At 68.5% G+C, this 18130-nt stretch carries 20 protein-coding genes; 7 read left to right on the top strand and 13 right to left on the bottom strand.

Annotated features, from left to right (window positions below; translation table 11 throughout):
• Positions 1–41: 41 nt before the first annotated feature.
• From AC3WXD_RS27755 to AC3WXD_RS27740, 4 genes are all read right to left on the bottom strand, one after another.
• Complete coding sequence (locus AC3WXD_RS27755; protein WP_492325063.1) at positions 42–1847, bottom strand: M61 family metallopeptidase; 1806 nt, start codon at positions 1845–1847, stop codon at positions 42–44.
• Between the two features lie 103 nt (positions 1848–1950).
• Positions 1951–2940: an acrylyl-CoA reductase (NADPH) gene (gene acuI / locus AC3WXD_RS27750; protein ID WP_020201979.1), complete on the bottom strand. Its 990-nt coding sequence runs from the start codon at positions 2938–2940 to the stop codon at positions 1951–1953.
• A 97-nt stretch (positions 2941–3037) separates the two neighbouring features.
• Positions 3038–3796, bottom strand: a complete 759-nt coding sequence (locus AC3WXD_RS27745) for a DsbC family protein (RefSeq protein WP_020201980.1) — start codon at positions 3794–3796, stop codon at positions 3038–3040.
• 42 nt (positions 3797–3838) lie between these two features.
• The gene (locus AC3WXD_RS27740; RefSeq protein ID WP_059415900.1) at positions 3839–5095 is read right to left on the bottom strand and encodes a UbiH/UbiF family hydroxylase; all 1257 of its coding nucleotides are present in this window, start codon (positions 5093–5095) and stop codon (positions 3839–3841) included.
• A 150-nt stretch (positions 5096–5245) separates the two neighbouring features.
• On the opposite strand from AC3WXD_RS27740, the gene ychF reads away from it, so the two are divergent.
• From ychF to AC3WXD_RS27720, 4 genes are all read left to right on the top strand, one after another.
• Positions 5246–6337, top strand: a complete 1092-nt coding sequence (ychF, locus tag AC3WXD_RS27735) for a redox-regulated ATPase YchF (RefSeq protein WP_020201982.1) — start codon at positions 5246–5248, stop codon at positions 6335–6337.
• A 192-nt stretch (positions 6338–6529) separates the two neighbouring features.
• A complete protein-coding gene (locus AC3WXD_RS27730; protein ID WP_231586654.1) occupies positions 6530–6742 on the top strand; it encodes an addiction module toxin RelE in 213 nt (70 codons plus the stop codon).
• Between the two features lie 122 nt (positions 6743–6864).
• Entirely contained in the window at positions 6865–7179 is a 315-nt protein-coding gene (locus AC3WXD_RS27725; RefSeq protein WP_059415902.1) for a helix-turn-helix domain-containing protein, read from the top strand.
• Positions 7180–7230: 51 nt separating this feature from the next.
• Positions 7231–7500 (top strand): hypothetical protein, encoded by a 270-nt coding sequence (locus AC3WXD_RS27720; RefSeq protein WP_492325062.1) that lies wholly within the window; start codon positions 7231–7233, stop codon positions 7498–7500.
• A gap of 29 nt (positions 7501–7529) precedes the next feature.
• Here the strand turns inward: AC3WXD_RS27720 and AC3WXD_RS27715 are convergent, their stop codons facing one another.
• The 8 genes from AC3WXD_RS27715 to AC3WXD_RS27680 all read right to left on the bottom strand — a co-directional run bounded on the left by AC3WXD_RS27715 (position 7530) and on the right by AC3WXD_RS27680 (position 14021).
• Positions 7530–8036, bottom strand: a complete 507-nt coding sequence (locus AC3WXD_RS27715) for a type II toxin-antitoxin system YhaV family toxin (RefSeq protein ID WP_492325061.1) — start codon at positions 8034–8036, stop codon at positions 7530–7532.
• A complete protein-coding gene (locus AC3WXD_RS27710) occupies positions 8033–8362 on the bottom strand; it encodes a type II toxin-antitoxin system PrlF family antitoxin (RefSeq protein WP_059415990.1) in 330 nt (109 codons plus the stop codon). Before AC3WXD_RS27710 ends, AC3WXD_RS27715 begins: the two co-directional genes overlap by 4 nt.
• An 803-nt stretch (positions 8363–9165) precedes the next feature.
• The gene (locus AC3WXD_RS27705; RefSeq protein ID WP_020423711.1) at positions 9166–9822 is read right to left on the bottom strand and encodes a DUF799 domain-containing protein; all 657 of its coding nucleotides are present in this window, start codon (positions 9820–9822) and stop codon (positions 9166–9168) included.
• Entirely contained in the window at positions 9819–10205 is a 387-nt protein-coding gene (locus AC3WXD_RS27700; RefSeq protein ID WP_492325060.1) for a DUF4810 domain-containing protein, read from the bottom strand. The genes AC3WXD_RS27705 and AC3WXD_RS27700 overlap by 4 nt, the downstream gene beginning before the upstream one ends.
• 48 nt (positions 10206–10253) lie before the next feature.
• Positions 10254–10916 (bottom strand): CsgG/HfaB family protein, encoded by a 663-nt coding sequence (locus AC3WXD_RS27695; RefSeq protein WP_492325101.1) that lies wholly within the window; start codon positions 10914–10916, stop codon positions 10254–10256.
• Between the two features lie 452 nt (positions 10917–11368).
• Positions 11369–11869, bottom strand: coding sequence for a GDYXXLXY domain-containing protein (locus tag AC3WXD_RS27690; RefSeq protein WP_020201990.1), 501 nt, complete (start codon positions 11867–11869; stop codon positions 11369–11371).
• Positions 11866–12993, bottom strand: coding sequence for a DUF4401 domain-containing protein (locus tag AC3WXD_RS27685; RefSeq protein ID WP_492325059.1), 1128 nt, complete (start codon positions 12991–12993; stop codon positions 11866–11868). Before AC3WXD_RS27685 ends, AC3WXD_RS27690 begins: the two co-directional genes overlap by 4 nt.
• Positions 12990–14021: a DUF2157 domain-containing protein gene (locus AC3WXD_RS27680; RefSeq protein WP_492325058.1), complete on the bottom strand. Its 1032-nt coding sequence runs from the start codon at positions 14019–14021 to the stop codon at positions 12990–12992. The genes AC3WXD_RS27685 and AC3WXD_RS27680 overlap by 4 nt, the downstream gene beginning before the upstream one ends.
• Before the next feature lie 154 nt (positions 14022–14175).
• Between AC3WXD_RS27680 and AC3WXD_RS27675 the strand changes: the two genes are divergently transcribed.
• Positions 14176–14943 (top strand): 5'-methylthioadenosine/adenosylhomocysteine nucleosidase, encoded by a 768-nt coding sequence (locus tag AC3WXD_RS27675; RefSeq protein ID WP_059415920.1) that lies wholly within the window; start codon positions 14176–14178, stop codon positions 14941–14943.
• 46 nt (positions 14944–14989) lie between these two features.
• Here the strand turns inward: AC3WXD_RS27675 and AC3WXD_RS27670 are convergent, their stop codons facing one another.
• Positions 14990–15226: a hypothetical protein gene (locus AC3WXD_RS27670; protein WP_492325057.1), complete on the bottom strand. Its 237-nt coding sequence runs from the start codon at positions 15224–15226 to the stop codon at positions 14990–14992.
• 272 nt (positions 15227–15498) lie between these two features.
• Here AC3WXD_RS27670 and hemA point away from each other — a divergent pair, with 272 nt between their 5' ends.
• On the top strand, positions 15499–16803 hold the full coding sequence (gene hemA, locus AC3WXD_RS27665; RefSeq protein WP_020201995.1) for a glutamyl-tRNA reductase: 1305 nt from the start codon (positions 15499–15501) through the stop codon (positions 16801–16803).
• Between the two features lie 153 nt (positions 16804–16956).
• Positions 16957–18039: a peptide chain release factor 1 gene (prfA, locus tag AC3WXD_RS27660; RefSeq protein ID WP_020201996.1), complete on the top strand. Its 1083-nt coding sequence runs from the start codon at positions 16957–16959 to the stop codon at positions 18037–18039.
• The last annotated feature ends 91 nt before the right edge of the window (positions 18040–18130 follow it).

Below are 18130 nucleotides of genomic sequence, written 5' to 3'. Positions count from 1 at the left end.
TGGCGGCTTGGGGCTGGCCTCGGGGCGGGGCGCGGCCGGTCTTACTGGCCCAGCCAGCGGGCCCGCATGGGCTGGCGGCCGCCCTCGGCCGTCACCGTGTACCGCGCGGCCGGCTCGCGGGCGAAGGTCAGCGGCAGCACGTGCAGCTCGTCGCGGCGGAACACGTGGCACTCGGCGCGGTCGCCGGCGCGGTAGCGCGCCAGCAGCTTGTCCAGCTGCCCGGGCGCCACGCGCAGGCCGTCCAGCGCGGCCAGCAGGTCGCCCGCCGACAGCCCGGCCGCCTGGCCGGCGCCGCCGTCGAGCACCTGGGTGACGCGCACCCAGCCGTCCTCGGTCTTGGTCTTGATGCCGAGCGCGGCATTGCGCTCCGGCTTCGTGGGCACCGCCTTGATGCCGAACGGCTTGAACAGCGCCGCCAGCGGCAGCTCGCCGGTGCCTTCGGTCAGCGCGCGCAGCAGCATGCCCAGGCGCAGGCCAGTGACTTCATCGATGAGGGCATGGACCTCGGCCTCGGTCACGCCGCGCTGCTGCGCGCCCGGCGCGTAGAAATCGCTGCCGTAGCGCTGCCACAGCGCGCGCATGACGTCGTCGAGCGAGCGGCGGTTGCGGGTCCGGGCACGGATGGTGAGGTCCAGCGCCAGCGCCACCAGCGAACCCTTGGTGTAGTAGCTGACGATGGCGTTGGGCGCGTTCTCGTCCTGGCGGTAATACTTGGTCCAGGCGTCGAACGAGCTTTCGGCCACGCTTTGCTTGGTGCGGCCGTTGCCGCGCAGCACGCCGTTCCAGGTCTTGGCCAGCAGCTCGACGTACTGCGCCTCGGTGATGGCGCCGCTGCGCACCAGCATCAGGTCGTCGTAATAGCTGGTGAAGCCCTCGAACAGCCACAGCAGCGGCGTGTGGGTTTCCTCGCGCAGCCGGTACGGCACGAACGCCGCGGGCTTGATGCGCTTGACGTTCCAGGTGTGGAAATACTCGTGGCTGCACAGGCCGAGGAAGGTGCGGTAGCCCTCGGTGGCCTCCGCCTTGCTGCGCGCCGGCAGGTCCGCACGCGCGCACATCAGCGCGGTGCTGGCGCGATGCTCCAGCCCGCCGTAGCCGTCGGTGGTGACCATCGTCATGAAGACGTAGCGGCGGTTGCTGTCGAGGAACGGCGCGCGTTCGGTCTTCGGCTCGAACAGGCGGATCTGCGCTTCGCAGACCTGCTTGAGGTCGCGGCACACGCGCTCGAGGTCCAGTTGCGGCACGCGGCCGGTGAAGACCACGTCGTGCCGGGCGCCGCAGGCGACGAAGCTGCCCAGCGCGAAGGTGCCCATCTCGACCGGGTGGTCGACCAGCTCGTCGTAGTCGGCCACCTGGTAGCGGCCGAAGCCGTAGCGCTTCGCGCCGCCGCGGCCCGGCGCCTCGCGCATGGCGGTGGCGACGCGCCAGCCGGCGTAGGCCTCGCCCGCGGGCGGCAGGATGTCCACCGTGCAGGGCTGGTGCTCGCGCCCCTCGGCGCACAGGAACACGGAACTGCCGTTGAAGAAGCCGTGCGTGGCATCGAGGTGCGCGGCGCGCACCGACAGGTCCCACGCGTACACCTCGTAGCTCAGCGTCAGCGGCCCGTCCACCGGCGCGGCCTGCCAGCTCTGCTTGTCGCGCTTGGCCAGCGCGACCTGCCGGCCGCCCGCGTCGGCGCGGATGCGCACGATGTTGCGGGCGAAGTCGCGGATCATGTAGCTGCCGGGAATCCACGCCGGCAGGTAGAACTGCTGGCCGGCGGGATCGGGGGCGTCCACCGTGACAGTGACGGCGAACAGGTGCGCTTCCGGTTGAAGCGGGGCGATGGCGTAGTGGATCGGCTTCATGAGCGTGATTGTAGCGCCATGCCCGCGCGCGCTTCCGCCATGCCGCGCCGTGCCGCACCGTGCCGCACCGTGTGCCGCGCTGCGCTGGCGGCCAGCCGGGCCGTCAGGCGTTGACGTTCACCACCACGCGCCCGCGCATGCCGCCCTCGACGATCCTGCGGCCCGCCTCGATGGCGCCGGACAAGCCGATCTCGCTGGTGATGGCACGCAGGCGGTCCGGCGCCAGATCCGTGGCCAGCCGCTGCCAGGCCTGCTCGCGCCTGGCCATCGGCGCCATCACGCTGTCGATGCCGTACAGCGTGATGCCGCGCAGGATGAACGGCGCCACCGAGGCCGGGAAGTCCAGCCCCTGCGCCAGCCCGCAGCACGTCACCGCGCCGCCGTAGCGCACCTGGGCGCAGGCGTTGACCAGCGTGTGCGAGCCCACCGAGTCCACCACCGCGGCCCAGCGCTCCTTCTGCATCGGCTTGCCGGGCTTACCCAGCTCGGTGCGGTCGATCACCTCGGCCGCGCCCAGCGCCTTGAGGAAATCCGCCTCGGCGGTCTTGCCGGTGGACGCCGCCACGCGATAGCCGAGCTTCGACAGCAGCGCGATCGCCACCGTGCCCACGCCGCCCGAGGCGCCGGTCACCAGCACCTCGCCATCGCCCGGCGCGACGCCCGCGCGCTCCAGCGCCAGCACCGACAGCATGGCGGTGTAGCCGGCCGTGCCGATGGCCATCGCCTGCTGCGCGGTGAAGGCGTCCGGCAGCTTCACCAGCCAGTCGCCCTTCAGGCGCGCGCGCTGCGCCAGGCAGCCCCAGTGCGTCTCGCCCACGCCGAAGCCGTTGAGCACCACGCGGTCGCCCGCCCGCCAGCGGGGGTGCGCGGATTCCAGCACCGTGCCGGCGCCGTCGATGCCCGCCACCATCGGCCACTTGCGCACCACCGGCGCGCGGCCCGTGATGGCCAGGCCGTCCTTGTAGTTGATGGTGGAATAGTCGACCGCGACCAGCACGTCGCCATCCGCCGGCAGGGCGGATTCCTCGAGCGCGGTGACGGCGGCCTGGGTGGCGCCGCCGTCCTGGGTCAGCAGCAATGCCTGGAACGTCATGATGTCTCCTTCCGCGTCAGCGGATAGCGAAGGTCAGATGAACGAGGCGCCGGCCGACCCGGCGCGGCGCGCCGGGCATGGCCGCCGGCGCGAGAGCTTACTTCTTGAGGCCGGCGAGCTTGCGCTCGAGCGTGGCGGCGTCGGCCGCGCCGGGGATGCGCGTGCCGTCCATGAAGAACACGGCCGGGGTGCCGGTGATGTTGAGGCTCTGGCCCAGCGTCAGGTTGTCGTCCACGGGCGTCTTGCAGCTGCCGTTGCCGGTCAGCGCCACGCGGTTGAGCATCCAGTCGCGCCAGGCCTTGGTGCGGTCGGTCGCGCACCAGACCTGCTTGGCCTTGACCTCCGAGTCCGGCGACAGCACCGGGTAGAGGAAGGTGTAGACCGTGATGTTGTCCATCTGCTGGAAGGTCTGCTCGATGCGCTTGCAGTAACCGCAGTTCGGGTCCGAGAACACCGCCACCTGGCGGCTGCCGTCGCCCTTGGTCCACTTGATGGCGCGCGCCAGCGGCAGGTCCGACCACTTGATGCGGTTCAGGTCCGCCACGCGCTCCTCGGTCAGGTTGGTGCCGGTCTTGGTGTCGACCATCTCGCCGTTGATGACGTAGCGCCCGGTGGCGTCGGTATAGACCACCTGCCCGCCGATATTGACCTCGAACAGGCCCGGCACCGGCGTCTTGCCCACGCTCTTGACCTCGGCGCGCCCGCCCAGCATCTTCTGGATCGACTCCTTGATGCGGTCGGTGCCCGGCTCGCTCGCCGCCACGGCGTGCAGCGCGAAGCCGGCCGCCGCCAGGCCGCCGGCGAGAGTGGCGACGGTCGCCGACAGGGCGGGACGGCGGCGCAGGAATTGCAACATGATGACTCCAGGTATCCGGTGATCCGGCGCGCGCTTCGGGCCTCAGCCCAGCGCGCGGCCGATGAGAAAACGTTTGAGCAGCGGCTGGCCGCCCACCGCCCGCATGCCGGCATTGCGCACCGTGCGCGCCATGCCGCCCGGCAGCGAGAACAGCCGGTGCAGGCCGTCGGTGGCCGCCGTCAGCGACAGCAGGTCCGTGGCGCGCGCGCGCTCGTAGCGGCGCAGCAGGCGCAGGTCCCCTTCGCCGCGGAACGACTCTTTGGCGGCCATCACGCGGCCAAGTTCCGCCACGTCGCGCAGGCCCAGGTTCATGCCCTGCCCGGCCAGCGGATGCACCACGTGGGCCGCGTCGCCCACCAGCGCCACGTGCGGCTGCGCGAACTGCTCCGCGCGCTGCAGCACCAGCGGGAAACCCTGCGCCGGCGTCACGCAGCGCAGCGCGCCGAACTGCCGGCCCACCGCGCCGCTGGCGGCCTGCATCACGGTGGCCGAGAGCGCCTCCGGCGACAAGGCCAGCAGCTCCGCCGCGTGCGCCTCGTCGGCCGACCACACCATCGACACGCGCCGCCCCGGCAACGGCAGCAGCGCCAGGATCTCGCCGTTGGCCGGCTCCTCGTCCGCCATGAGCTTGGCCGGCGCGCCCAGGAACCACTGCCAGGCCGTGTCCTGGTGCGGCTGCTCGCATTCGAAATTGGCCACCACGCCAAGCTGACGGTAGCGCCGCTTGGAGACCGGGATATGACACTGGTCGCGCAGCCACGAGCGCGCGCCGTCCGCGCCCACCACCAGCGCCGCGCGCACCTTGTCGCCGCCGGCCAGCGTCAGCGTGGCGCCGTCGTGGTCGCGCTGGAACGCCGCGGCGGTATCGTCGAACCAGTGCACCTGGTGCTGGAACCGCAATGCCGTATCCAGCACGCGCTCCACCTGGCCCGACTCGATGATCCACGCCAGTTGCGGCACCGTGGCCGCATACGCCGAGAAATGCAGGTCGCCCGCGGCCGGGGCATCCTCGCGCGCCGCGCTGGCGTCGCCGGACACCCGCATGTCGCACACCGGCTGCACCCGCGCCGGGTCCAGCGCCTCCCACACGCGCAACTGCGCCAGCAGCGCCTGCGAGCTGGCCGAGAACGCATAGATGCGGCTGTCCCACTGGTCCGCCGCCGGCGCGCTCGCCTGCGGACGCGGCGCGACCAGCGCCACCTGCATGCCCTGCTGGGCCAGCAACAACGCGCAAGCCTTGCCGACGATACCGCCGCCGACCACGGCAACCTGGAAACGGGAGGGAGATGGACGAGTCATGGCTGGATTATAGCCATCCCGGCACTTCGCCCGCGCCCGTCCCGTGCGCCGGCCAACGCCGCGCCGGACCGCCGCCGCCGGCCACCCCGGGCACGGTGCGCACACGCCCATCCGCTAGAATAGGGGTTTTGCTATTTCAAGCCTTCTACCATGAGCCTCAAATGCGGCATCGTCGGCCTGCCCAACGTCGGCAAGTCCACGCTGTTCAATGCCCTGACCAAGGCCGGCATCGCCGCCGAGAACTATCCGTTCTGCACCATCGAGCCCAATGTGGGCGTGGTGGAAGTGCCGGATCCGAGGCTTGCCAAGCTCGCCGAGGTCGTCAAGCCCGAGCGCGTGCTGCCGGCCGTGGTCGAGTTCGTCGACATCGCCGGACTGGTGGCGGGCGCCTCCAAGGGTGAAGGCCTGGGCAACCAGTTCCTCGCCAACATCCGCGAAACCGACGCCATCACCCACGTGGTGCGCTGCTTCGAAGACGACAACGTGATCCACGTGGCCGGCAAGGTCGATCCGCTGTCCGACATCGAAGTGATCAATACCGAACTGGCGCTGGCCGACCTCGCCACCGTCGAAAAGGCCCACGCCCGCTACATCAAGCCCGCGCGCGCCGGCGACAAGGAAGCGCTGCGCCTGGTCGCCGTGCTGGAAAAGGCCCAGGCCGTGCTCAACGAAGCCAGGGCCGTGCGCACGCTCGACCTGTCTGACGAAGAATGGGCCGCCATCAAGCCGCTCTGCCTGATCACCGCCAAGCCCACCATGTACGTGGCCAACGTGCGTGAAGACGGCTTCGAGAACAACCCGCACCTGGACGCCGTGCGCGCCCACGCCGCCAAGACCAAGTCGCCGGTGGTCGCCGTGTGCGCCGCCATCGAAGCCGAGATCGCCGACCTCGACGACGCCGACAAGGCCGAATTCCTGGCCGACCTCGGCATGGAAGAACCGGGCCTGGACCGCGTGATCCGCGCCGGCTTCACCCTGCTCGGCCTGCAGACCTACTTCACCGCCGGCGTGAAGGAAGTGCGCGCCTGGACCATCCACGTGGGCGACACCGCCCCGCAGGCCGCCGGCGTGATCCACACCGACTTCGAACGCGGCTTCATCCGCGCGCAGACCATCGCCTATGAGGACTTCATTACCTACAAGGGCGAACAGGGGGCGAAGGAGGCCGGGAAGATGCGGGCGGAAGGGAAGGAGTATGTGGTCAGGGATGGGGATGTGATGAATTTCTTGTTTAACGTGTGATCAGCGTTTGAGCATACTCAGCGGCCGTCTCTGACCGGCTCGCAAGGGAAAAGCCCCGCAAGGCATGAAGCCGGCGGGGCTTTTTCATTTGGGATGTTGCTGGCGAGCACCCTGCAGCCCATGCCAGTCGAGAGCCAGCAACTCGGCGTAGTGGATTTCCATCTATACGCAATTTGCGTATGATTAACATCCATGAAAGCCGTCTTCGTCGAATTGCCCGCCTTCGCCCGATACCGGACCGCGTACCTGGATGATGATGCATTCCGTGGACTGCAATCGGCCATGATGATCAATCCGGAGGCCGGCGATGTGATCGAAGGCACCGGCGGCCTGCGCAAACTGTGGCATGGTGATCCGCGCAGGGGCAAGGGTAAGCGCGGTGGCCTGCGGGTGATCTACTACTGATGGGACGGTGGCCGGCAATTCTGGCTATTCACCCTGTACGACAAGAATGAGTTGAAGGACTTGAGCGCCGACGAGAAGAAAGCGCTCAAGCGTATGTTGAAAGCAGAACTGGAAGTCAGGCGATGAAAAAACGGAACCTGTTTGCGGAAATTGCCGAGGGTTTTGATGCCCTGTCCGATGCGCGTACCGGCAAGCAGACACTGCGCACGCACGAGGTGGAGATGAAGTCGGCGCCCGAGATCACCGCCGGCGAACTGCTCGCGCTGCGGGAGCGCTTGCACCTGTCGCGGCCGGTGTTCGCCAGCTACCTGCGCACCAACCCCCGCACGCTGGAAAATTGGGAGCAGGGCCGGGCCAAGCCAAATGCCCAGGCCGCCCTGCTGATCCGCCTGGTCGAGAAGTTTCCTGATACGGTGGAACGGCTGGCGGTGGTGTGAGGGGATTAATTGGTCGGCGAGGGATTTGACCATCCTCCGCTCGATACCCTCGTGCTCGCCATGCCGATCTCGTGGAAGGGAACGCTGCAACAATACGCAGGCCGCCTCCACCGCGAACATGCAAACAAGACTCGCGTGTGTATCATCGATTTCATCGACTCCGGCCACCCCGCCCTGCTGCGGATGTGGGATCGGCGACGGCGCGGCTACCAGGCGATGGGTTATCGGATTCCAGCGTCTTCAATCGGAAGCGATCTGGATTTCGAATTGGAGACTTCAGACGAGACGGATGCCCAGAGGACCACGGCCACACCGGACTGAGCAACGCTGCTCTCGGGAAATTCGCGGACTCAATCGAGTCGTTCAAGACCCACTCGGTGCGGCCGCAATTCATCTTGAGATGCTTCGCCAAGCAACTGCGCCCAGTCATCAGGCGGATGCCCGCTCTCCAACATCCTGCGAAACACCCGGTACGCGTCGTCGTTGCTCTCATAAGCACACCGGGTGTCATCGTCGTTGACCCACGCGAATACGATGATCTTGCTCGGCGCGTGATAGCGAAAGAACAAACGGTATTGCTGGAAGAACTTCACCCGGAACCAGTGCTTATGGCTATCGCCAAGGGCATTGCCTTGGCGATATTCCGGCCGTGAGGGATCCTGCGGAATGACCTCGAACACCAACTTGGAGATGGCCGCCAGCCGCTTGCTGGCATTCTTCTTCATATACCCGGCCGGGTCTTTTTGCCTGAGCGATTCGACCTGCCGAGTCAACGCCGCGAACTGATCGAGAAACAGCGGATGTGCAAAGATCGTCCAGCCATTGATCAGCAATGGCGCAGACTTGTGCGCCCTCATTCGTCATCCGCCGACAGCGCAGAATCAAGATCGACTTCGACGCCACCGACCAGCGACTGGAGGCGATGCACCAGACTGGCATCAATTATCTGCAGCCGCTCCGGATGCGTGACGAGGTCGTGGGCAAGGAAGTCCAGGAACCGGGCGAGTACAGGATCGTCCTCCGTCTGTGCCTCGACCCGCGACAGCACGACCTCGCCGCCAGGACGAATGGTGTAGTGGATCTTGTCGCGCTTACCCAGGCCCAGAGCCCGCCGGACAGTCTCCGGCACGGTGGTCTGGTAACGATCAGTCAGGGTCGATTCGGCCTCGACGGTGGCGGACATGGGCGCTCCCATCAAAAGAAAAGAAACAACAAACAAGGTAATGCAATCGCATTACCAAGTCAATGCGGGACGTCTGAAAAGATCCGCTAGACATGATGTCTGCGATGCTTTTGTTTCGCTGCGGTCGCCGTGCTACGTGCCGCACGTCCCTCCGCTATGCAACGCGGCCAGTTCGCTGACACCAACGTCTCGTTCACCAGCTCAGCCACCAACGAAAGCAGCCGGCCCTGCATGTCATCCGGCTGCCTTTCGAGCGTACCCGCGGCAGCGCAATCGCTCGCCATCGAAAGCAGCGCATGAAGCTGGGCCGCCTTCTCGGCCGCAAGGCTGAGCGGGCTTTCCGCTGGCGCATGTGCCGTCACGAATGTCCGACGCCTGTATGTTCGGCGGTGATACCAAAGCGGGTGTGCTTATGCATCGTATGTCCCCCTTTGTGCAACCAACACACGTTGAGAACATACTGGTTTCTGCTGGGATAGAAATCGCCCGATATGGGCGAACGAACGTCTGGACATAGAGTTACCTCCTGAACGGTTCACACACTACCTGACGGTGGTCTTCCTACGTTCCCGAGACGCCAATCCCGACCGCGCTCGTTGCTGCGGCTAGCCCAGTATAGTGTTTGCTCTGTGCGTCAGCGCTGCTGTCGCAGCATTTGAGAATCGGCTCACAAGACAATTCCGAGCATTCGGCATACCGACTCTGCCGCCCCAACAAAAAGCCCCACAAGTCCATCAACCCGCGGGGCTCCCAAGTCCAAGCAGCCCTTCAAACCAGCCGCTCAAACCCAAGCACAACCAACCTCAATCCGTCTCATACCGAGGCGACCGGGGCCCGAACAGGATGCTGCCCGGATGCCCGGCCGACAGCAGCCGCGTGCTCGTCACGCCGGCCACCTTGTGCCCGGCTTCGGTGACGTTGTTGAGCACCTGCTTGACCGCCGCGGCCACCAGCGCGCCGATCAGCCCGCCGCCGCTGTTGCCCTGGTCGTCGGTGGCCGAGGCGCTGCCGCTCCACAGCGTGGCGCCGGTCTTCAGGTCGACCAGCTTGGCGCTGGCGGTCACGGCCGTGACGCTGTTGATGACCATGTACGAGGTGCCGTACTTCGATACCGTGATGTAGAGCGCGGCGTCGGCGCCGAAGATCTCGCGCAGCTTGGCCGGAGCGACCTGGTGGATGTCGCCGGGGGTGGTGAGGCCGTTCTGCTTGAAGGTTTCGTCCACCAGCGCCACGGGCAGCACGTAGTAGCCGGACTCCGCCAGCGGGTAGGTGACCTGGGACAGCATGCTGTAGGTCGCCTTCACCTCGGGCGATTCGTTGAGCGGCGGCAGGACCACGATGGAGCGCGGGCGGCTGGACTTGAACGCGGTGTAGTCGACGTTCTTGCGCGGCGCGGCGCAGCCGGCGGCGAGCACGGTGATCGCGGCGGCGGCGAAAAGGCGTTTGAACATGGGCTTCATTTCTTGTCTTCACCCCGCTTGACGTTCTTCATCAGGAAATCGACATAGGTGGCCGACTCGGGGAACAGAGTCTTCTCGGTCTGGAATTCCTGCACCATCTGGTCGTCCTTGCCGATCTCGGCGTAGAGCATGCCCAAGTGGGCGTGGTAGCCCGGCGGCGGCGTGGCGCCGGCGGCCGCGATCTTCTGCATGTCGCGCTCGAGCGCTTCGATCTGCGCCTGCTTGGGCTCGCCCTTGAAGTATTCATAGACCTGGGGCTGGTAGCTTTCCCATTGGTACAGGGTCTTGGGTGCCGCGCACCCGGCCAGCAGAACGCTTCCCGTCAAGGCCAGCGCCACGGGGCGCCACGGCCGGTACTGCTTATGCTTTTTGACTTCTTTCACTTCTTCTCCTCTTCGACAAACGAACCGGCCTGGCCGGTCTCACCGGCTTTACGGATTGCCCGGCTTCCACGCTCCGCTTTCGATGCCGCTGATCAGGTTGGTGACCGCTTCGCGCATGGCCAGGTCGAGCACCTTGCCGTTGAGCGTGGAGTCGTAGCTCTGCGTGCCGCCGAAGCCGATCACCTCGCGGCTGGACAGCGCGTATTCCCCGGCGCCCTGGCTGGAGAACACGACTTCCGAGGTGGCGATGTTGACCACGTTGAGCGCGACCTTGGCGTAGGCCACCTGCGACTTGCCGCGGCCGAGAATGCCGAACAGTTGCTGGTCGCCGACTTCCTTGCGGCCGAATTCGGTCACGTCGCCGGTGATCACGTAGTCGGCGCCCTTCAGGCGCTGCGCCTGGCTCTTGATCTCCGCCTCGCGCTTGATCTCGGCCATGTTGTCGCGGTCGAGCACGTTGAAGCGGTTGCTCTGCTGCAGATGCGTGATCAGCACGGTCTTGGCCTGGCCGCCGAGGCGGTCGATGCCGTCCGAGAACACGCCGCGCATGTAGCTCGAGCGGTTGTCGAACTTGCCCACGGCGATCGGCGTGCGCACGCCGGTGTATGGGCGGCTCGCGCTTTCCACTTTCTGCACCGGCAGCGCAGTCGACGTCTCCGTCGCGCAGCCGCCGAGCAGCCCGGCTAGGGCCACGGCCCCGAGCAGGTGCATTGCGCTGGATTTCTTGTTCACTAAGATTTCTCCTCTTCATTGCCCCATCAAACATCGGACTCCGCCGCGCGGGGCGGTCGCGGAAATCCGGACAACCGATAAGAGTAACGGCAGCACGCCGCCATGCCCGCACCCTTCCATCGTCGGGTGTACAGGGCGAATGGATGGTGCCGGCGGCTTGCGGGAAATGACGAAATCCGTGCGGCGATCGCCTGGGCTGAACGTGCCGTCAAGGCACGCAGGGATCGAGGCGCGAGGCGCGGCTTTGCGCATCGCGCGCGTAGCGTTGCGCCATGTCTTGAAGACGATACCAAGCAGGACCTGCGCGAATCATTGCGCGTTGTGGCAATGCCGCGACACGCAATCAGAGCGGTCTTATATAGCCATCTCGAAATAAAACGAGACGGGGTATCGCCGGGTGCGTGGCCGTGAATCGTATGTGAATGTCAGTTTCAGAGGGGCTGCAGGTTTTCGTCCCGCAGCCCTACCAGCAGTGCCTGCCCCTCAGCCCCCACACGGAACTCGCCGAAGCGCGCTTTCTCGAAGCGCGCGCCCTGCCCTTCCTGGAAGAAATAGGCGTCGGTCGATACCTGCACCTGCACGCCGCCCCAGCGCGACGGCACGGTCTGGAAGCGCAGCAGTTGCTCGCCCGCGGCGAGCGGCTCGCCGGCATGCAGGCGCACAAGGCTGGCTTCGCCGCGCGCGTCGCGGCGGACCACGGCGACCTGCTCGCGCTCGGCGGGTAGATCCTGCCGCTGGCGCGCCGCGCGGATGGCGTCGGCAATGGCGAAGTTCAGCGCCATGTAGTCGCCCTGCATCAGCGAGCGCGGATCGACGGGCGCCAGCCGCAGATAGACGGTGTCGCCGCGCGCGAGCAGGTGCTCCTTGGTGCCGACGGCGGCGGCGGCCAGCCCGAGCGTGAGCACCCAGGCGATCAGGATCCAGCGCTTCATGACGAGCTCCTTGCGCCGGCGCGTTGCAGCCCGGCGCGCAATGCCAGGACGGCGAGGCCGGCGCCGGCCAGCGTGGCGGACTTGATCAGCAGCGTCCAGTGCAGCGCGCCGTAGTACCAGATGAAGCCGCCGGCCAGCGCGGCCACGGCCAGCCCGAGCCACGGCAGCGAGCCGCGGCGCAGCGCGAGGCCGAGCGCGAGCGCGGCGGCAACGACTGCGGGCGCGCCGGCCAGCAGCGCGCCGAACAGCACCGCGCCCGCCACGGCCGCGGCGCGTATCGGGCCGGCCAGGCGCAGGCGGCCGCTCTCGGCGAGCACGAAGGCGGCCAGCACCGCGCCGCACAGCGCGCCGGCCATCCAGTATGGCGTGGCGCGGCGCGCGGTCTCGGCATCGAACAGGAAAGTGTAGGGCGTGCCCAGGCCAGTCACCACCAGCGCGGCGCCGAGCGCGAACAGCAGCGTGGCATCCGCGGCCGGCTCGAGCCAGCCGTGCCGGCCCGCGGCGCAGAGCCGGCCTTCGGCCCACGTGAATCCGGCCAGCAGGGCCAGCGCGAGCGGCGCCAGCCAGACCAGCGACAGCGCCGTCCATTCCCAGGCATGGCGCAGGTCCGGCATCATCGCCAGTTGCAGCGCCACCGCCGCGCCGCTCCACACGCCGAGCGCGCACAGGAAGCGATGCAGCCGGTTGCGCACCAGCGCGTAGAGCACGGCTTCGAGCAAGGCCAGCGCGATCCAGAACGCGGCGGTCTCCAGCAGGCGGGTGCCGCCGTAGGCCTGGCCCGTGCCGAACGCCAGCAGGTTCTGCCCGCTGAGGCTCACGGCGAGCGCGAACTGTTCGAGCGCGATGCCGGTGCGGCTCCGGTACAGCACCGCCGCCAGCGCGATCATGGCGGCGCCGCACAGGGCCATCGCCACGCCGCTGTCGCGCGCGGCCACGAAGACCGAGCCGAGCAGGAAGGCTAGGAAGAAGATCGCGCCCAGCCAGCCGGCCGCGCCCATCAGCAGCCGCACCGCCCACGGCGCGCGCGCCTGCGCCGGCGCAGGCTGCGCGTGCACCAGTCCGCGCGCGACCAGGTCTTGCCACAGCCGCTGCACCACTTGCACCACTTCGCGCTGGTTGCTCATGCCGGCTCTCCTTGCGCGAAGGCCGCGTCGTGCTGGCGCTGGGCGCGCAGCAGCCACGCGGCGGCCGTGGCGGACAGGCCGATGGTCAGCAGCCCCAGCAGCAGGAACGCGCCAAAGCCCGCGTGGCTGCCGTCCAGCAGCACGCGCGCGGCGGCCGTCACCACCATCACGATGAGGGCGAAGCTGGCGAGGCTGAGCGCCACCACGTCGAACGCGCGCAGCCGGAACCAGGCCAGCAGCGCGCCCAGCGCCAGCAGCGCAAGGCCGAACATGGCGGCGTCGAAGCGGCTGTCCAGCAGGCTGCCGATGCCGAGCCAGCCGGCATACGCGCACGCCAGCGCGGCCAGCATGCGCGCGCCGGCCAGGCCGCGAAAACCGAGCGCGGGCAGCGCGGCGCGCAGCGCGAACCACAGCGCGAGCTGCGCCAGCGCGGCGGCCAGCAGGAACAGCGTGGTGCCGCGCTCGCCCGCCGCGCCGAACAGCAGGTCGAACATGCCGCCCACGCCCAGCCGCACGCTGCAGTAGCGCAGCAGCGCCACGTTGGCCAGCACGAGCACCAGCCACCAGTGCGGCGCGGCGCGCGCGGCCAGCGCCCACGGCACCGCCAGCAGCGCCCACAGCGCGAACAGTTGCCAGGCGTCGGCGCCGCTCTGGTAGACCTGCCCGATCACGGCCAGCAGCACACCGGCCACCACCTGCGCGCCGCACAGCGCGGCGCGGGCAGCCATGTCGCCGCCCGGGCGCAGCCACGCGAAGGCGGCCAGCAGGCTCAACGCGCCGGCCAGCAGTCCGAACCTGGCGAACTTGTGCAGGTCCTGCCAGTTGAAGGCGAAGAAGACGATCACGCCGGCGCACAGCAGCGCCGCGCCGAGCGCCAGCAGCGCGCGGTCCAGCCAGTGGCGCCACGCGGCGGCGTCGGGCTCGGCGCGCGGCCAGGCGGCGGCCACGCCGTCGGCGGCGATGGCACGCTGCTCGCGCCAGTCCGCCAGCGCCTGGCGCATGGCGCGCCGGTCTTGCATGCTTTGCATCGAGGATGGCTGCATGAGTGTCCCGTGTGATGGATACGCCTGTGCACTGTAGCAAACGCGCGCGCGGCCGCGCAGCTTTCCTTGCCGGCGCCGCCACCGCTTTGCGCCCGCCCGGCGGGCCGGTATGCTGTGCGTTTCTCTACCTGCGCCCGCCATGACCCTCGGTATCCTCGCCGCCATCCACGATGAAGTCGACGGCCTCGTGGCCGCCATGCGCCACGACGACGCGCGCGCCACCGTGCGGCGCATCGGCATGCGCGACTATCACGTCGGCCACCTGTACGGCCAGCCTTGCGTGCTGGTGCTGGCGCGCATGGGCAAGGTGGCGGCCGCGGCCACCACGGTGACGCTGGTGCGCGAGTTCGGCGTGGACGAGATCGTCTTCACCGGCCTGGCCGGCGGCATCGGCGCGCGCACGCGCGTGGGCGACGTGGTGGTGGCCGACCGCACGCTGCAGCACGACCTGGACGCGCGCCCGTTCTTCGCCCGCCACGAGGTGCCGCTGCTCGACCGCGCCGAATTCCCCGCCGACCCGGCGCTGACCGCCGAATTGCGCGCGGCCGTGGACGGCTATCTGCGCGAGGAGCTGCCCACGGCGATTCCCGCCGATGTGCTGGCCCGCTTCGGCGTCGGCGCGCCCGCGCTGCACGTGGGCATGATCGCCAGCGGCGACCAGTTCATCGGCTCGCCCGCGGCCGCGGCGGAATTGCGCGAGCGCCTGCCGGGCGTGCTGGCGGTGGAAATGGAAGGCGCCGCGGTGGCGCAGGTCTGCCACGAATATGGCGTGCGCCATGCGGTGATGCGGACCCTGTCGGACCGCGCCGACGATACCGCGCACGTGGATTTTTCCGCGTTCCTGACCGAGGTGGCCAGCCATTATTCGGAAGGGGTATTGGGGCGATTCTTGCGCAACCGCAAATAAACCGATTCGCCACGCGCCACCGCGATAACCCGGACAAGAATGCCGGTCAGCGCCGCCGCGCCAGCCCCCAGACTCCGACCAGCACGCCGGCGCCGGCGACGCCGGCAAACCAGCCCGCCATCTGCCCGTCCGCGAACCAGTGCAGCGCGCGGCCGCCATAGAAGGCCGCCATCGCGCCAAGCGCGCCGAACACCACGGCCGCCGGCACGCTGACCCGCCCCGAGGGGTGGAGCGAGCGCGCGGCGAGTCCGACCAATACGCCCACAATCAGCGTCCCAAGCATCACTTTTCCCAAGAATCCGTGCCATGACGCGGCGTTTGCGGCACGAGCGCCGGCGCCACGTGGCTCCGAGGATACGGTAAACCGTTCCCGACCCCGCCCTTCCGAAGCAAATTCTGCATCGGGCGTTATAATGTAGCCCGGTTCGGCGGCGCAATGCGCCGGAATCCGCCGCGTGGAAACCGCGCTGCGGATTTGCCTTTTGAAGCCCGCGCGGCAGCCAGCCTGGAGCATGGCACCCCGCGGGGCCCGGATCCAAAGACGTGTCCCCCACCATGCAACTGCTTGCGATCGGTATCAATCACACCACGGCGCCCGTCTCGCTGCGCGAACGGGTGGCGTTTCCGCTTGAGCAGATCAAGCCGGCGCTGGGGGCGCTGCGCACGCACCTGGCGGGCAGGAACGGCACCGAAGCCGCCATCCTGTCCACCTGCAACCGCACCGAGATCTATTGCGCCACCGACGTGCTGGTCAACGGCGACGCCGGCTTCGAGCACACGCTGCGCTGGCTGGCGCAGCACCACAACGTGCCGGCCGGCGAACTGGCGCCCCACCTGTATTCGCTGCCGCAGTCCGAAGCCGTGCGCCATGCGTTCCGCGTGGCCAGCGGGCTGGACTCGATGGTGCTGGGCGAAACCCAGATCCTGGGCCAGTTGAAGGACGCGGTGCGCACCGCCGGCGAGGCTGGGGCGCTTGGCACCTACCTGAACCAGTTGTTCCAGCGCACCTTCGCGGTGGCCAAGGAAGTGCGCGGCCAGACCGAGATCGGCGCGCATTCGGTGTCGATGGCCGCCGCCGCGGTGCGCCTGGCGCAGCGGATCTTCGAAAGCGTCTCGACCCAGCGCGTGCTGTTCATCGGCGCGGGCGAGATGATCGAGCTGTGCGCCACGCACTTCGCCGCGCAGACGCCGCGCCAGATCGTGGTGGCCAACCGTACCGTGGAGCGCGGCGAGAAGCTGGCCGAGCAGCTGGCCGAGCAGGGCCTGACCACCGAGGCAATCCGCCTGTCGGACCTGGGCGCGCGCCTGCATGAATTCGACATCGTGGTGTCCTGCACCGCCAGCTCGCTGCCCATCATCGGCCTGGGCGCGGTCGAGCGCGCGGTCAAGCTGCGCCGCCACCGCCCGATCATGATGGTGGACCTGGCCGTGCCGCGCGACGTGGAGCCCGAAGTCGCGCGCCTGGACGACGTGTTCCTGTACACCGTGGACGACCTCGGCGCCATCGTGCGCGAAGGCAACGCCATGCGCCAGGCCGCCGTAGCGCAGGCCGAGGCCATCATCGAAAGCCGCGTGCAGAACTTCATGCACTGGCTGGAAACCCGCAGCGTGGTGCCCGTCATCCGCGACCTGCAGGCGCAAGGCGAGGCCATGCGCCAGGCCGAGCTGGACCGCGCGCGCCGCATGCTGGCGCGCGGCGACGACCCCGAAGCGGTGCTCGAAGCGCTCTCCGGCGCGCTCACCCGCAAGTTCCTGCACGGCCCCACCCACGCGCTCAACCACACCCAGGGCGACGACCGCGAAACCCTGCTGCGCCTGGTGCCCGGCCTGTTCCGCCACAGCAGCCACTCCGAGCGCTAGCAGCGCTCTGCCACCGGCGGCGCGCGTCCTGCGCGCCACCAGCCCTTGCCTGCCGCGGCATCTTGCCCGGACATGCAATCCCGACGCCGCCTGCCGGCATCCGCCCCCAACCCAGTACGACCTCCGCTTCAGCGCGACCCTGCCCGGATACCCATGAAAGCCAGCATGCTAGCCAAGCTCGACCAGTTGTCCGAGCGACTCGACGAAGTCAACGCCCTGCTCGCCCGCGAGGACGCCACCGCCAAGATCGACGTCTACCGTAAGCTCACGCGCGAGCACGCGGAACTGTCGCCGGTGGCCGAGCAGTACGCGCAGTACCGCCAGGCGCAGGAAGACCTGGCCACCGCGCAGGCGCTGCTGGACGACCCCGAGATGAAGGAGTTCGCCACCGACGAGATCGGCGCCGCGCGCGCGCGCCTGGAGGCGCTGGAGATCAGCCTGCAGAAGCTGCTGCTGCCCAAGGACCCCAACGACGACCGCAACCTGCTGCTGGAAATCCGCGCCGGCGCCGGCGGCGAGGAAAGCGCGCTGTTCGCCGCCAACCTGCTGCGCATGTACACGCGCTACGCCGAGCGCCAGCGCTGGCAGGTGGAGGTGATGAGCGAATCGCCGTCCGACCTCGGCGGCTACAAGGAAGTCATCATCCGCATCGCCGGCGACGCGGCATTCTCGCGCCTGAAGTTCGAGTCCGGCGGCCACCGCGTGCAGCGCGTGCCGGCCACCGAGGCGCAGGGCCGCATCCACACCTCGGCCTGCACGGTGGCGGTGATGCCCGAGGCCGACGAAGTGGCCGAGGTGCAGATCAATCCCGCCGACCTGCGCGTCGACACCTTCCGCGCCTCCGGCGCCGGCGGCCAGCACGTGAACAAGACCGACTCGGCGGTGCGCCTGACCCACATCCCCACCGGCATCGTGGTGGAGTGCCAGGACGACCGCAGCCAGCACCGCAACAAGGACAAGGCCATGAAGGTGCTGGCCGCGCGCCTGATGGACGCGCAGCTGCGCGCCGCGCAGGCCAAGGAGGCCAGCACCCGCCGCAACCTGATCGGCTCGGGCGACCGCAGCGACCGCATCCGCACGTACAACTTCCCGCAGGGCCGGGTCACGGACCACCGCATCAACCTGACGCTGTACAAGATCGAGGCGATCATGGACGGCGACCTCGACGAGCTGCTGTCCGCGCTGGCGGCGGAACACCAGGCCGACCAGCTCGCGGCGCTCGGCGAGGACCATTAATCGCATGAATGGCCGCGCAGCGCCGCCATTATCGGGTGCCGGTTATGGCGGCCGGGGCCGCGATAACCCATCTCGCGACCTATAAATCGGC

It is taken from the genome of Cupriavidus sp. FW216-B1 (assembly GCF_058789195.1).
Note: the sequence above shows the minus strand (reverse complement) of the source record. Positions and strands in the feature narration are given on the sequence as shown.